Origin of the sequence: Aliarcobacter cibarius, assembly GCF_013372265.1 — a bacterium.
Lineage (GTDB): Bacteria > Campylobacterota > Campylobacteria > Campylobacterales > Arcobacteraceae > Aliarcobacter > Aliarcobacter cibarius.
Window position 1 is genome coordinate 2034600 of record NZ_CP054051.1, and the last position, 14548, is coordinate 2049147.

Here is a 14548-nt window from a genome sequence, read left to right on the forward strand (position 1 = left end):
AACCTCTTTATAAAATCAATGAATAATATTCATTGATTTTATATTAAATTTTTTGGACAATTCCCCATAAAATCTTCGTGATTTACATCTGCTCCATTGCTTAATAAAAATTTTATACTATTTGATTTCTTATATAAAATTGCATAAATAAGTGGTGTTGTGTTTACCTCATCTATAACATCTAAATCTAAACCACAATTTTTTAAACATCTTAAAACTTTTACATTGTCAAGATAAACTGCAAAATTCATAGCTAAAAGATTTGGACTTACAAATTGATCTATATTTAAATCAATTAATATTTTAATTACATCTGCTTTATTTTTTAACATAGCCCAGTATAAAGCATTTCTTCCTTTACAATCTCGAGTGTTTACATCTAAAATTCTTAAAGAAAACATTTTTATTAAAATATCCCAACTATTATTTTCTATTAATTCCGTAAATATTGTTGAAGAATTTTTTTGATTTAACTTACTATTTAAAAATATATTACTACACATTTTATCTTTCCTATTATTGATAATGAGTATCATAATATATTAATTATTAAAGTTTATTTAATTTTAAAAATTTGATTTCAAATAAAGCATAGAATTTTTTAGATAAAATAAAATAAAAAAAGGATAGATTGTATGGAAATTAGCTTATTCTTGAGTTTCTTAGGATTTTTTATTACAGCAGTTATACTTGTAGTTGCGTTTCTTTATTTATATGCCATTGTTACACCTTATGATGATTATAATTTAATTTTCGAAGGTAATAACATTGCAGCAGCATTAGGATTTGGAGGAGCAATTATTGGAGTTTCAATTCCTTTATATAGTGCTTTAGTTCACTCTGTTTCTTATATAGATTTTGCTATTTGGGGAATAATTGCAATTTTAATTCAATTAATATTTGCATTTATAGTTACTAGATTAAATGGAAAATACTCTTTTAAATCAAAAATTGTTGAGGGTATAATTCCTGTCGGAATTTTAATGGCATTTTTATCAATTGCGATTGGTTTATTAAATGCTGGTTCAATGAGTTATTAAAACTCATTGACTTAGCTAATTCTAAGAAAAAAGTGCTTTTATTGAAAATATAAATATAAATCCTAAAATAATATAAAAAATATTAACTTTTAAATATCTAACTAAAACAAATCCAATTAAAACTAACACTGCATCAAATATAGAATATATAGCACTTGGTATTATTGTATTTATCAATGTTGCAAATAAAAGAGCAACAACACCAGCATTTATTGCTTTTATAACTCTTGATAGTTTTTCATTTTTTGAAAAGCTTTCAAAACTTTTATAAAATGACAGTATTAGTAAGAAACCTCCAAGAAATATCCCAAAAGTTGCAATAATTGCCCCTAAAAATGGACTCTCTTTTATAATATCAGCGCCTAAGTAAGTTGCTATTGTAAACATTGGTCCACTAACTGTTTGAGCTAATGAGTAAGCAACTAAAAATGTGTCATTAATTACTTTTTCACCTAAGCTCTCTTGCAATAATGGTAAAACAACATGTCCTCCACCAAAAACTAAACTACCACTTTTATAGAAATCAAAAAATAGATTTAATAATTCATTTTTAAACTCATAGCTAAATGCTAAAAATAAAAGAGCTAAAAATATTGATAAAATTAAAAAATTTGGAGAAACAATTTTTTCTTTCGTTTTTATTTCACTTTTAATAAATAAAAAACCAAAAATTACACATAAAAATAAAACAAAGATTTGATTAAATACTGAACTAAAAAATATAAGTAAAATAGATGCTAAAAAGAAAATAGTTATCGTAATTTTATCTTTACAAAAACTTTTAAACATACTTAAAGTTGCATCAAGCACCACAACCACTGCAAAAAGTTTTAAAGCATATATTACACTATTTACATAAATACTATCATTTTTTAAAATTCCAAAGTACCAAATAAGATATAAAAAAATAAATGAGGGAAGAGTAAAAGCTATAAAAGCCAAAATTGCTCCCCAAATACCACCTCTTCTTAGACCTATTGTAAATCCAACTTGTGAAGAGCTAGGTCCTGGTAAGAATTGACTAAGAACTACAATTTTTGTGTAACTCTCATCATCAAGCCATTTTAGTTTATCTACAAAAGTTTTTCTAAAGTAAGCTATATGAGCTATTGGTCCACCAAAACTAACTAAGCCCAAGAGTAAAAATCTATAAAATATATCTATTAAATTTGACATGTTTCTATTTTGATAAAATTTTTACAATATCATCAACACTTAGTAATTTTCCAGCTGATTTAACTTCACCATCTACAACAAGTGCTGGAGTACTCATAATTTGATAATTCATAATTTCTATCATATCTTCAACTTTTACTATTTCATGAAATCCACCAATTTGAGCAACTGCTTTTCTTGTAGCCTCTTCTAGTGCTTTACACTTACTACAACCTGTTCCTAAAATTTCTATTTTCATTTTTTTATCCTACTAAATAATTTAATAAATATCCAACAATTAGTATTGCAAAACCTACTATACTAAAAAATATTGCTATTAATTTTATAGATAATATTCTTTTTAAAATCATAGCTTCAGGTAAACTAAGAGCAACTACTGCCATCATAAATGATATTGCTGTTCCTATTAAAACACCTTTTTGAGTTAATACTTCAATTATAGGTAAAACCCCTAATTCATTTGAATACATAGGAATTCCAGCAAGAACTGCTATTATTGGAGCGTACCAAACATCTCCACCTGCGTATTTTGCAATAAAATCAGCAGGAATAAACCCATGAATAAATGCACCAACACCTACTCCAATTATTATATATAAATATATTTTTTTGAATATATCAACAGAGTAATACCATGACTCTTTAGCTCTATGTTTAAATAAAGTCTTATCATCTGTATAAGTTATGTTATCAAGAGGTTTAACTTCGATTAAAACTTCTTTTTCCATCTTCATAAAACCAATAATAAGTCCTGCTATAATTGATATAATTACTCCAAAAAGTACATAAAGTATTGCTACTTTAAATCCAAATATTGAAGCTAATAAAGCAAATACAACTGGGTCACTAAGTGGTGCAGAAACTAAATATGTAAAAGCAACTCCTAAAGGAATTCTAGCTTGTAAAAATCCTAAGAAAAGAGGTATTGCACTACAAGAACAAAATGGAGTTATAATTCCAAATACTCCAGCTAAAACATGTCCTACAATTTTGCTTTTTCCACTTAAATAAACTCTTATTTTTTCCAATGGGAAATAACTTTGTATAAATGTAATAAAGTATATTATACTTATTAACAATATGAATATTTTTACTGTATCAAATATAAAAAAATGAACAGCATCACCAAGTTGTGTACCTTTTACAAGTCCTAATATATCGAATACAAATTTAGCACTTAAGCTGTCCCACCATCCAAACATGATTAAACCTTTTATATATTTTTATTATTTATTTAAACGCCAAGATTCTGGGAATCCATTTTTAATATGCTGATTTTTTACTAAACTAATAAATTTTAGAATATTTTCTTTTAGCTCATCTTTTGAAACTCTTATTTTTGCTTTTTTTCTATCAATTGATCCATCAGATGCAGGGCTTGTAATATTCCAATGTAATACTCCATCAAGGCTTGGAAAAACTGGACAAGGTTCATTTGAAGCATCATCACAAACAGTTATTACATAGTGATAATGTCTTCCTTCTTTGTAATAATCCATTACTTTGTTTGTTTGATATGAAGAGATATCCATATTTTCATCTTCAAGTATAACTTCAACAGCCAAAGGATTTAATACTCCTGGATTTATTCCAGCACTATCTACTTCAAAATCTTCTCCTCCATACTTTCTAAGTAAAGCTTCGGCCATTTGACTTCTTGTTGTATTTGCACTACATACAAATAAAACTTTTGTTTTCATATTTTCTCTCCTAAAATAAAATTAAACTGCTAAAAGAACTATAAATAGTACAGGTGGTGTTATTATTAAACCAAATTTACTATATTTTATAAATGATATCTTAACACCTTTTTTGGCCAGTACATGTAACCATAATAACGTAGCAAGGCTACCAAATGGTGTCATTTTTGGTCCAAGGTTACAACCAATAATATTTGCATAAATCATAGCTTGATTTCCAATATCTCCTAAAGCTATATCCATAATCATAACTGTTGGCATATTATTCATAATTGCACTTAAAAATGCGGCTATAAAGCCTGTTCCTAAAACTGCTATAGTATTTCCTTGAAGTGCTAAATCTTTTAAAATTATTGTCAAATAATCTGTAAGTCCAGCATTTTTTAGACCATAAACTACAATGTATAAACCTATACTAAACCAAACAACCTGCCAAGGTGCATCTTTTATAATTTTTACAGGTTCCACAGATTTTGAAACAGTTGCAATAATTAAAAATACAATTGCTCCACCTAATGCAAAAATTGAAATAGGTAAATCATAAGCATCACCTAAAAAATATGCTCCTAAAAGTAAAACTAAAAACACCCAAGAAAAATAGAACAATTTCATATTTTTTATAACACTTTTTGGTTCTTTTAACAAACTAATATCAACAGTTTTTGGAATATCTTTTCTCAAAATAATCCATAAAAAAATTGTCGAAATAACAACACTTACAATAAATGGAATTATCATATCAAGGAAATATTGTGCAAAACCGATACTAAAATAATTAGCAGTTACTATATTTGTAAGATTTGAAAATACAAAAGGTAACGATGCACTATCACTTATAAATCCACCTGCAAGCAAAAATGCAATTATTGTTTTTAGGTTTAATTGCAAGATTCTCATTTTTGCTAATAATATGGGAGTCAATATAAGTGCTGCTCCATCATTTGCAAAAAGAGCTGACACAAAAGCCCCTAATAAAATAGAATAAATAAACATTTTTATTCCATTTCCATTTGAAAATTTTGCCATTTTAAGAGCAGCCCACTCAAAGAAACCTATTTCATCTAACACCATAGATAAAATAATAATCCCTATAAATGCTAGTGTAGCATCCCAAACTATATTTGAAACATCCCAAACATCATTAAAATTTACAACACCAAATATAAGTGCAATACAAGCTCCAAAAATAGCACTTGTTCCAATTTGAATATTTTTTGGTTGAACTATTACTAATGTTAAAGTTAAAAGAAATATCAAACTAGCAACAATCATAAATCACACTCTTTTTTTGAAATTGGAGTATCTAATCCCAAATAGCTTATCTCTTTTAAAATTGATTGTCTAAAAACATCTAGAGGTGTTCTAATACTATAATAAGCCCATCGTCCTCTTCTATCTACTTTTAAAAATCCGGCATCCTTTAAAATTTTAAGATGTCTTGATACTCTTGATTGTATCATTGAAAAAGAGCTTTCAATATCACAAACACAAACTTCATTATGTATGTTAATAAAGTTTAATATTTTAACTCTTGTTTCATCATTTATAGCACCTATTGTTTGTAAAAAATTATCCATTCATCCTCTTAAAAATTTTGTTTTAGAGTCCAAGGCTTTATCAAAGTCTTAGAACTCAAACTATTTTTTATTTCATTAATATATTCTATCTCATTTAATGATTTTTGACAAAGAAGATTATTTGAGCTATTTGTCAATGCAAAACTTCTATTTATAACCCAAGAATAAGGTTTAATTCCAGCTCTTTTTAAATCTTCTTGTAAATCTTTTGCTTCATGCGTTGGAGTTGCTTCTGGAAGGGTTACTAGTAAAATTTTTGTATATTTTTCATCTTTTATCAAAGGTAAAAGTTCAACTAACTCTTTTTCCATAGTTTGATTTTGATTTTTTAATACTTCTTTATGATAAGCTTGTGAAGCATCAAGTAAAAGCAAAGTATGCCCAGTTGGTGCAGTATCTAAAACTACATAACTATCTTTTGCTTTTGAAACAGTTTTTGCAAAAGCTTTAAATACAGCAATTTCTTCTATACAAGGAGTTGTTAACTCTTCTTTTAACAGCTCCATATCTTGAGCTGATATTTTTCCTTCATTCAAAGCTATTACTTCATCTATATGTTTTTGAGTTTCAACTTTTGGATCTATTTTTTCAATAGTTAAATTTTCATTTGATTTTGAGATATACTCTAAATGTGAAGCTGGATCTGTTGTTGAAAGTATTACTTTATGACCTCTTTTTACTAATTCAAATGCAATATCTGAAGCAATAGTTGTCTTTCCAACACCACCTTTTCCCATAGTCATTATTAGACCATTTTTATCTTTTTCAAAATCGTCTATTAAGCTATCCCAAGAACAAATATTTTTTAAAACATCGGCTTTCAGTTTTCTTAGTTTATCTTCAACTCCTTCTATATGTTTTGGTTTTGAAGCATTAATTATATTTTCTAAACTCACTAGTCCTACTGCACCATTTGGATAAAATCTAATAACTGTTTTATCTAAAGAGCTAATAGTCTCATCAACATTTTCTAATGCTGTTTTAGAAATATTTTCAAAACTTTTTGCTATTTCATCTTCATCATCTGATTCAAATAATCCATTTATTATTAGATGTTGATTTTTGATTCCTTGAGAAGCTAACTCTTTTGAAGCTCTTGATGCTTCAATAAGTGAGAGTTTTTCAGCCCTTGATACTAAAATTAAAAGTGTTTTATTTTTGTTTTTTAAATTTTCAACTACATTTTCATAAAGTTTTTTATTTTCTTTTAGTCCTGAAACTGCACCTAAGCAAGAAGTTCCTGTATCATTATCTTCAATAAATGTATTCCAAGCACTAGGAAGTTTTAAAAGTCTTAAAGTATGCCCTGTTGGTGCAGTATCAAGTATTATATGATCATATTGTTTTGAGATATCAATATCACCTACGTATTTTGAGAATTCATTAAACCCTGCAATTTCTACTGTACAAGCTCCACTTAATTGCTCTTCCATTTGATCAATTGCAGCTTGTGGTAAAACTCCTCTAAAAGGTGATACCATTTTTTCTTTATATTCATATGCTGCTACAACTGGATTAATATTCATAGCATATAGATTTTCTAAACCATTTACTTTTGTTGGAGTAGAGTTTAGTTTCGTGTCTAAAACTTCATCTAAATTTGAAGCAGGGTCTGTTGAAATAAGTAAAACTTTTTTACCTTCTTTTGCTAATGTAACACTTATTGCACAAGACATTGAAGTTTTACCAACTCCACCTTTTCCGGTAAAAAATAGAAATTGTGGTATTTTTTTAATTAAATCTTTCATATTAAAACTTTGCCACAAAAGAGGCTAAACCCATTTTAGAACTAAGTTCAGAAACAGTTGGATAATCACCCTTAAACAATAGTTCATCATCTAAAAAAATTAAAGGTAATACTTCAACACCTTCAGTATTTAGCAATTTTGATACTTCACTATTTGTTACATACTCTTGTGGATTTGTACTTAATCCAAATCTTTTTACTTCAAACATACTTTTATCTAATGAGTTTATAAAATTCGATAATTGTATTAATTTTGTATCAACACTTGTTCCACAAACTCCAGTAGGACAACACATTGCAGGATCATATATTTTTAAAGTTTTCACTATTTTTTCCTTTATAATATTATTTTAAAGCCTTAACAACTTTTGGAAGTAAAATTTTTTCTATCTTATTATATGTAGCTTCAAATGTTTCAAAATCTTTTCCATCAGGATCTTCAAATCCAACATGAATTACTTTTACTGCTTTGGGAAACATTGGACAAGTCTCGTTTGCATGGTCACAAACTGTAACTACTAAATCATACTCATTATCTATTACTTTATCAATAGTTTTAGAATGATACTCTTCTTTCCAAATACCTTTATCTTCTAAAAGCTTTTTAGCATTTGGATTTACTCTTCCACTAGCTCTTACTCCAGAGCTATCTGCACTAATTCCATCTAACTTTGCATTTATAAGTGCTTCAGCAATAATACTTCTACAAGAATTTCCTGTGCATAAAATCAAAACTTTTTTGCCCATTTTTATATCCTTTTCTAAATTAAAAGAATATTATCAAAATTATTCTAATATATCAAGATATCTTGATATATTAGAATTGAAAATTATCTATTTTCATCATGCATTAAAACTATTTCATCTTTTAACACATAAATATAAGTTTGAACTTCCATCTCATCAAATCTTTCTACAACAACTTCTTTTCTTTCAAACTCTTCACCTTCAAATTTATCAAGATTATCCCAGTGATTAATCAAATTGTCTGAATAAAATAAAAATCCATGAATAGTATCATTTCCTGCATCTAATCTAATTCCTGGATATCCCATACTAGCACTCCATCCAGCATCTATTAATTTACCTTTTACTCTAGCTTTTACAAATTTTCCAACAATATTTTCTAAAACAAAAGCATTTGGACAATTTGGCATCAAAGTACCATACACAAATAAAGATTCTTTCAAAATTATTCCTTTTAAGAATGGAAGTTTTATATAAGTTTTTGTAGAAAAGCAAAGATAAAAAGTCTTATCTTTGCTTATTATTTATTTTTTGAAATCAGCTACTATTTTTTCTTTTAATTTATCTATAGTAAATCCAAATTCCTCAAATAATTTATCAGCAGGTCCGCTTGCACCAAATGTATCCATTCCAAATACAACATCTGCAAATTTATAGTATTCTAAAGCTCTTGAAGCCTCAACTGCATAAACTTTTGTTTTTGGATCAACAATTTTATTGATATAATCTTCACTTTGTTCAACTAATAAATCAAAACAAGGAACAGAAACTATATTTGCAATAATTCCTTCTTTTTCTAAAGCACAAGCTGTTTGAAGAGCAAGCATTACTTCACTACCACTTGCCATTATTGTAATATTTGCATTTTCTCTTTGTTTTAATAAGTAACCACCATTTGAAACATCTCCATAGGCTTTCTCATCTTTTAAAACTTTTAAACCTTGTCTTGAACAAACAAATGCTGTTGGAGCCTTCATTTTTAAAGCAACTTTCCATGAATCAACATTTTCAGTAGCATCTGCTGGTCTAAAAGTATAGAAATTTGGTAGCGCTCTAAATTGAGATAAATGTTCAATTGGTTGGTGAGTTGGTCCATCTTCTCCAACTCCAATAGAATCATGTGTCCAAATAAAATGTTGTGGAATATTTGCTAAAGCTGCAATTCTTGCACTTGGTTTTAAATAATCACTAAATACAAAAAATGTTGCGCTATAAACTCTAAATAATCCATATAAATTCATCGCATTTGTAATAGCTGCCATAGCATGTTCTTTTATTCCAAAGTGAATATTTCTTCCATTTGGGAAATCACCCATTCCTTTTAACTCAGTTTTATTTGATGGTGCTAAATCTGCACTTCCACCCAAGAATCCTGGAATTGCTGTTGCAATTGCATTTAGTATTTTATGGTTTGAATCTCTTGTAGCAACACTTGTATCTGCTTCAAAAGTAGGATATATTATTTTGTCAAAATCTGGATTTTTTAATTCTTCTATTCTTTGTTTTACTTCAGAACTTAAAGATTCAGTCCACTCATTTTGAGCAGTTGAACCAACTATTAATTTATCAAAGGCACCTTTTACATCAGCAGCAACAAAAAATTCTTCATTAGGATTAAATCCAGCTTTGATTTTTGCTTGTTTTATCTCTTCAACTCCAAGAGGTGCTCCATGTGAATGATGACTTCCTTCCATTTCAACTGCACCTTTTGCAATAACTGTTTTTGCAATAATTAAAACAGGTTGAGTTGAAGATTTTGCAGATACTAAAGCTTTATCAATTTGTTCAAAATTGTGTCCATCTATTTCAATTACTTCAAAATCAATAGCTTGGAATCTTTTTTTAACATTTTCACTCCAAGCAATACTTGTATCACCTTCAATAGTAATATTATTTGAATCATAAATTATTACAAGATTATCAAGTTTTAAATGTCCTGCTGTTGCAGTTGCTTCATAAGAAATTCCTTCTTGTAAATCTCCATCCCCACATAAACAATAAACTTTATGATTTATTACATCTTTTCCAAGAATATTTTGAGCATATTTTCCTGCCATTGCAAATCCAACTGCATTTGCAATTCCTTGACCTAAAGGCCCAGTTGTAATCTCAATTCCATGAGTATGTCCATATTCTGGATGTCCTGGAGTTTTTGAATTTAATTGTCTAAAATTTTTTAAGTCATTTATAGAAACATCAAATCCCCATAAATGTAATAGTGAATATACAAGTCCCGTTGCATGACCCCCAGAGAATACTAATCTATCTCTATTTATCCATTTTTCATCTGCTGGATTTATATTTAAATGTTTACTTAACACTGTTGCAATATCAGCCATTCCCATAGGTGCTCCTGGATGCCCTGAATTTGCTCTTTGTACCATATCAGCAGCTAAAAATCTGATTGTATCTGCTTGTTTTTGTAATAATTGTTTTGACATGATTATCCTAAATTGAAAGAATTTGATTTTTTAAATTTAAATGATTATATCCAAACTATGTTTAATACTTTTTTTATATTTAAATGTCATCATTTTCTTTAAGTGTCATTTAACAGCTTTTTTTTTACTATTTAGCTTTTAATATTTCAAATAAATCTCAATATAAACAACTTTTATAATATTAATCAAAATAAAGTACAAAAATAAGCTTGGAGATACAATGCAAAATGATGCAAAAAAAATTTGGATAACTATAATTGCTGCTTCTTTAATTTTAGCAATTACTATGGGTGTACGACAAAGTTTAGGACTTTTTGTAGAACCTATAGATAATTCAACTTCTCTTGATATTGTATCTATCAGTTTTGCATTGGCAATTGGTCAACTAGTTTGGGGATTTATTCAACCTCTTTTTGGAGCAGTTGCTGATAAAAGAGGATCTTTTGGAGTTCTAGTTTTAGGTGCTATTGTAATGTCTTTAGGTCTTGTTCTTGTACCTTTTGCAAACACTGATTTCACTTTGATGCTAACTCTTGGAATTTTATGTTCAGCTGGTGCTGCTGCTGGAAGTTTTTCTATTTTAATTGGAGCAACTGCAAAAAATTTACCTGCAAATAAAAGATCTTTTGCAAGTGGTTTTATAAATGCAGGTGGTTCATTTGGTCAATTTATTTTTGCTCCAATTACACAAGTAGTAATAAATGGTTTAGGTTGGATTTGGGCTATGATTACTCTTGCGCTTTCAACTCTTCTTACTATTCCCCTTGCAAAAACATTAACTTCACAAAACAAAAAAGAACAAATAAAAATAGATAATCCTGAAGATGAATTAAAATTAAAAAATCAAATATATATTGCACTAAAAGACAAAAGCTATATTTGTCTACATTTAGGATTTTTTACTTGTGGCTTTCATGTTGCTTTTTTATCTACGCATCTTCCAGGGGAAGTTGCACTTTGTGGACATAGCGCTAGTGTTTCAGCATTTTCTTTAGCCTTGATTGGTTTTTTTAATATTTTTGGAAGTTTATATGCAGGATATTTAGGAACTAAATATAAAATGAAGTACATTTTAACTGTAATGTATGCAAGTAGAGCTTTAATGATAATTGCTTATATGTTAGCTCCAAAAACTGAACTTACATTTTATATTTTTGCAATATCTTTAGGATTTACTTGGCTTGCAACGGTTCCTCCAACAGCTGGAATAGTAGCTAAACTTTTTGGTACAAAATATCTAGGTACTCTTTTTGGATTAACACTTTTAAGCCATCAAACTGGTGGATTTTTAGGAGCATTTTTAGGTGGTTTAAATATGAATCATACAGGTGATTTTACTTGGATGTGGTACTTAGATATTGTATTAGCTATTTTTGCAGCACTTATAAATTTACCAATAAAAGAAGAAAAATAGAATTCATTTAATTTTTTGGAATGATTATTTCAAAAAAAGCACCATCATCTTTATTTGATGCTTTTAATTTTCCTTCCATATTTTTCTCCTGACTTCATCACTTTTTGAGAAAGCACCTAATAAACACTTTATAAAGCCCATCATTAAGGGATTTTAATTTTCAACTTGGGTGACCCACTGTATAATATTGTATGTTTATTCGTAAAAAAAGAAATGCAAGTGGTAGTGTAAGTGTTCAAATAATAGAAAAAATTGGAAGAAACAATAAAATAGTGCAAACTATTGGTTCATCTAAAGATATTGATGAAATTGAAGTTTTATATCAAGAGGGATTAAAACTTATTCCACAACTAACTAAACAACCTTTATTAGATTTATTTCCAAATGATAATAGTGAAAATATAATAGATATCTTTGTTAAAAACTTATCAACAAATAGTATTGTTTGTATTGGTCCTGAATTAATTATCGCAAGATTATTTGATTATATAGGATTCAGTAATATCGTAGATGATGAACTTTTAAAACATCTTGTAATAACAAGATTAATAAATCCAGGAAGTAAATTAAAAGTTATTGAGTATCTAAAACGTTATAGAAATATAGATATGGATATTATGAAAATTTATAGATTTATGGATAAATTTCATTTAAAATACAAAGAAGAGATTGAAGAAGTTGCATTTAATCACACAAAAAAAATATTAGGTAAAATTACTGTTTTATTTTACGATGTTACAACACTTTACTTTGAAAGTGAAGATGAGGATGATTTAAGAAGAATTGGATTTAGTAAAGATGGTAAATTTCAATCTCCACAAATAATGCTTGGACTGTTAGTTGGAGAACAAGGTTATCCAATAGGTTATGATATTTATGAGGGGAATAGCTATGAAGGAAATACCTTTATACCAATACTTCAAAAATTTGAAAAGAAATTTAATTTACAAAAACCAATTGTAATAGCTGATTCTGGATTATTATCTAAAAACAATATAGAACAATTAAAAGCTCATAACTATAAATATATCTTAGGTGCTAGAATTAAAAATGAAAATCATATTACAAAAAGTAAAATATTATCTTTAAATCTTGATGAAAATAATGCTATTGCAACAGTTGCAAAAAGTGATGATATACTTGTATTGTCGTATACAGATAAAAGAGCAAAAAAAGATAAATATAATAGAGAAAAAGGATTAGCAAGATTAGAAAAAAGAGTTAAATCAGGAAAACTTACAAAAGATCAAATCAATAGTAGAGGATATAATAAATATCTACATTTAGAAAATGAAATAGAAGTTACAATTGATTATGATAAATTTAATGAAGATGCTCTTTGGGATGGATTAAAAGGTTATATCACAAATACAACACTTAGTCCAAATGAAGTAATTGAAAACTACTCAAATCTTTGGCAAATAGAAAGAGCATTTAGAATTTCCAAAACTGATTTAAAAATAAGACCAATCCATCATTATTTAAAACATAGAATTGAAGCTCATATTTCAATATCATTTATTGCATATACAGTTTATAAAGAACTTGAAAGGATTATTAAACTTCATGATAAAAACTTATCGGTTCAAATAGCACTCGAAGAGATAAAAACAATCTATGGGTTAGAATATACAAATCCACTTACACATAAGAAAAAATTTGAAGTGTTGAAACTCAATGAAATACAACTAAAAATCCAAAATATTATTGAAATTGAACTTGGGTGCCTCGAATGATGAAGTCAGGAAACTGGTGGATTTTTAGGAGCATTTTTAGGTGGTTTAAATATGAATCATACAGGTGATTTTACTTGGATGTGGTACTTAGATATTGTATTAGCTATTTTTGCAGCACTTATAAATTTACCAATAAAAGAAGAAAAATAGAATTCATTTAATTTTTTGGAATGATTATTTCAAAAAAAGCACCATCATCTTTATTTGATGCTTTTAATTTTCCTTCCATATTTTTCTCTATAATAAGTTTTGACATAAAAAGACCAATACCTGATCCATTATGTTTTTGATATGTAAAAAATGGCTCAAATATTGTCTCAATTGGACTTACTTTTATCCCACCTGCATTATCTTCTATCGTTACAACAATGTTATTTTTTTCTTCAAAAATTGTTATTTTAATATAAGGATCTTCAATTTTTCTAGAAATCAACTCATCTTTTGCATTATTTATAAGATTTATTAAAACCTGAGAAAACTCATTTTTGTATCCAAATAATTCTGGATTCTTTTTAAGAATGATATCTAATTTAATACTATGTGCTTTTAATCCCGCACTTACTATATTAACAACTGAATTAATTTGTTCTAAAATATTAAATCTAATTTTTTCTTTATCATTTGAAAAAAAGTCTCTAAAGTCATCTATAGTATCTGACATAAATTTTGTAATACTATTTAACTTCTCAATAGCTTGTAGAATTTCGTTATTATCTACTTTTTTTCCCAGAATAATCTTACCCTCAATTGGTAAAAAAATTGAATTTATCTCCATTAGTGGTTGTCTCCACTGATGTGATATATTTCCTAACATTTCACCAAGTGAAGCTAATTTAGCTTGTTGAAATAATATCTTATCTTTTTCTCTACTTTTTTCAACTTCTTCTTTTATTCTTCTTTCTAGCTCTAAAAAATCATCAATCTTAGTTTGTCTCATTTGTTTCCTATTTTTATATAAGTGAGAAATCTC

The 14548-nt window shown here is 27.6% G+C and carries 16 protein-coding genes; 3 read left to right on the top strand and 13 right to left on the bottom strand.

Annotation, left to right across the window (positions count from 1 at the left end; translation table 11 throughout):
• Positions 1-38: 38 nt before the first annotated feature.
• A complete protein-coding gene (locus tag ACBT_RS10240) occupies positions 39-503 on the bottom strand; it encodes an ankyrin repeat domain-containing protein (RefSeq protein ID WP_034218439.1) in 465 nt (154 codons plus the stop codon).
• 132 nt (positions 504-635) lie between these two features.
• Here ACBT_RS10240 and ACBT_RS10245 point away from each other — a divergent pair, with 132 nt between their 5' ends.
• Complete coding sequence (locus ACBT_RS10245; RefSeq protein ID WP_024774524.1) at positions 636-1040, top strand: DUF350 domain-containing protein; 405 nt, start codon at positions 636-638, stop codon at positions 1038-1040.
• 21 nt (positions 1041-1061) lie between these two features.
• Here ACBT_RS10245 and chrA read toward each other — a convergent pair whose 3' ends face one another.
• The 11 genes from chrA to tkt all read right to left on the bottom strand — a co-directional run bounded on the left by chrA (position 1062) and on the right by tkt (position 10428).
• Positions 1062-2216: a chromate efflux transporter gene (chrA, locus tag ACBT_RS10250; protein ID WP_024774523.1), complete on the bottom strand. Its 1155-nt coding sequence runs from the start codon at positions 2214-2216 to the stop codon at positions 1062-1064.
• Between the two features lie 4 nt (positions 2217-2220).
• Positions 2221-2454 (bottom strand): thioredoxin family protein, encoded by a 234-nt coding sequence (locus ACBT_RS10255; protein WP_024774522.1) that lies wholly within the window; start codon positions 2452-2454, stop codon positions 2221-2223.
• A 4-nt stretch (positions 2455-2458) separates the two neighbouring features.
• Positions 2459-3418 (bottom strand): permease, encoded by a 960-nt coding sequence (locus ACBT_RS10260; RefSeq protein ID WP_024774521.1) that lies wholly within the window; start codon positions 3416-3418, stop codon positions 2459-2461.
• A gap of 24 nt (positions 3419-3442) precedes the next feature.
• Entirely contained in the window at positions 3443-3916 is a 474-nt protein-coding gene (locus ACBT_RS10265; RefSeq protein WP_024774520.1) for an arsenate reductase ArsC, read from the bottom strand.
• 21 nt (positions 3917-3937) lie between these two features.
• Positions 3938-5188, bottom strand: a complete 1251-nt coding sequence (locus ACBT_RS10270) for an arsenic transporter (RefSeq protein ID WP_024774519.1) — start codon at positions 5186-5188, stop codon at positions 3938-3940.
• Positions 5185-5493, bottom strand: coding sequence for an ArsR/SmtB family transcription factor (locus ACBT_RS10275; protein ID WP_024774518.1), 309 nt, complete (start codon positions 5491-5493; stop codon positions 5185-5187). Before ACBT_RS10275 ends, ACBT_RS10270 begins: the two co-directional genes overlap by 4 nt.
• Before the next feature lie 8 nt (positions 5494-5501).
• Positions 5502-7241 (bottom strand): arsenical pump-driving ATPase, encoded by a 1740-nt coding sequence (arsA, locus tag ACBT_RS10280; RefSeq protein WP_024774517.1) that lies wholly within the window; start codon positions 7239-7241, stop codon positions 5502-5504.
• 1 nt (position 7242) lies between these two features.
• Positions 7243-7566 carry an arsenite efflux transporter metallochaperone ArsD gene (arsD, locus tag ACBT_RS10285; RefSeq protein ID WP_024774516.1) on the bottom strand — a complete coding sequence of 108 codons (324 nt, stop codon included), beginning with the start codon at positions 7564-7566 and terminating at the stop codon, positions 7243-7245.
• Between the two features lie 19 nt (positions 7567-7585).
• The gene (locus ACBT_RS10290; RefSeq protein ID WP_024774515.1) at positions 7586-7987 is read right to left on the bottom strand and encodes an arsenate reductase ArsC; all 402 of its coding nucleotides are present in this window, start codon (positions 7985-7987) and stop codon (positions 7586-7588) included.
• An 83-nt stretch (positions 7988-8070) separates the two neighbouring features.
• A complete protein-coding gene (locus ACBT_RS10295; protein WP_024774514.1) occupies positions 8071-8430 on the bottom strand; it encodes a gamma-glutamylcyclotransferase family protein in 360 nt (119 codons plus the stop codon).
• Positions 8431-8511: 81 nt separating this feature from the next.
• A complete protein-coding gene (tkt, locus tag ACBT_RS10300; RefSeq protein ID WP_024774513.1) occupies positions 8512-10428 on the bottom strand; it encodes a transketolase in 1917 nt (638 codons plus the stop codon).
• A 220-nt stretch (positions 10429-10648) separates the two neighbouring features.
• Between tkt and ACBT_RS10305 the strand changes: the two genes are divergently transcribed.
• Positions 10649-11842, top strand: coding sequence for an MFS transporter (locus tag ACBT_RS10305; RefSeq protein WP_034218437.1), 1194 nt, complete (start codon positions 10649-10651; stop codon positions 11840-11842).
• A gap of 191 nt (positions 11843-12033) precedes the next feature.
• The gene (locus ACBT_RS10310) at positions 12034-13578 is read left to right on the top strand and encodes an IS1634 family transposase (RefSeq protein WP_024774512.1); all 1545 of its coding nucleotides are present in this window, start codon (positions 12034-12036) and stop codon (positions 13576-13578) included.
• 157 nt (positions 13579-13735) lie between these two features.
• Here ACBT_RS10310 and ACBT_RS10315 read toward each other — a convergent pair whose 3' ends face one another.
• The gene (locus tag ACBT_RS10315; protein WP_034218436.1) at positions 13736-14515 is read right to left on the bottom strand and encodes a sensor histidine kinase; all 780 of its coding nucleotides are present in this window, start codon (positions 14513-14515) and stop codon (positions 13736-13738) included.
• Positions 14516-14548 lie beyond the last annotated feature (33 nt).